We start from the raw sequence: 1,086 nt of genomic DNA, 5'->3' as shown, positions 1-1,086 counted from the left end.
ACCGGTCTTCATGTTTACTACGGCGGGGTTACTTTCTGATGAGGTGCGGAGCAGACGCTTGCGTTCGATAATCATCGTGTTGTACTGGTCGATGATAGTACTTAATTTTTGATCTTGCAAACCTACATTGGACGGAATGACTTCGTCGGCATTGGCAGGATTGTTGATATAGTCGCGCAGGAATTCCACCAGACGGATCTGTGTCTGGTTTTCGATGCGGAGCTGTTCGTACTTGGAGTTTTCCTGAAGTGCCAGTTGGGCATCGGTGGTCAGGTCGGTGAGTCCGGATTTCTGTTTGAAGTCTGCCAGCTGACTTTCGGTAGTACCCAGTTCGCGGTTGATAATGGCAATACGGTCTTCGATGAAGTCGGCTGTCTTTTGTGCCACTTCGTTTTTCTCGTCGTTGGCATCCTGATTGTAGAACGCTACCAGCGTATTGATGAAATCGACTGCACGCTGTTTGTTACTGTTCTGTACGGCAATTTGTGCAATAGTGGTAGTCTTGGAGGTAGGCTCTACACTAAGGCCCTGTCCATAGCTTTTTGCTACGGCAGTAGGAGAGGCGACGTAGGTAATGAGCCGGATGTCTTTTGCCGGCTTGTCTTTTGCTTTCATTAGAGCCAAGATGCTATCATTGGGAGCAAAGCTGAAGACACCTACAGGGGTGGGCAATACGGCCGGAAGTGCATCGAACGTTTTTTCTTCCTCCATTTCTTCTTCGTTGAGCATGTATTTCGCCTGTACACTCAATTTTCCTTCCGGAGTATAAATCATTTTCAGTCTGGCTCCTCCTTCCAGTTTTTCGGCTTCTTCCGGTGTAAGATATACTTGTATAGGAGCATTCTTGTACAGGGGGGTGTTGTAGCCGAAGGTACGGTCTTCTACAGTAGAAATGTACAGTCCCAAATGGGTTACGACTTTACGGATGAGGGTGCGCGACTTAAGAATTTCTACTTCATTGTCGAAATTGTTGGTCATGGAGAGTCCTCCCATTCCCTGTAAAGCTTCGATGGCTCCATTAGCCGCTTTCATGGCATGCGTGCGTGGATCGTCTTCTTTTACCAGTACAGCGGCTGTGACATTGTA

Annotated in this window: 1 pseudogene; it reads right to left on the bottom strand. The window is 47.7% G+C overall.

The annotated features are described in order from the left end of the window. Window positions 1-1,086 (bottom strand): annotated as a pseudogene (locus tag O6P32_RS13550) (GumC family protein); the annotation flags it as partial.

Source organism: Phocaeicola acetigenes (genome assembly GCF_027529745.1).
GTDB lineage: Bacteria > Bacteroidota > Bacteroidia > Bacteroidales > Bacteroidaceae > Phocaeicola > Phocaeicola acetigenes.
Note: the sequence above shows the minus strand (reverse complement) of the source record. Positions and strands in the feature narration are given on the sequence as shown.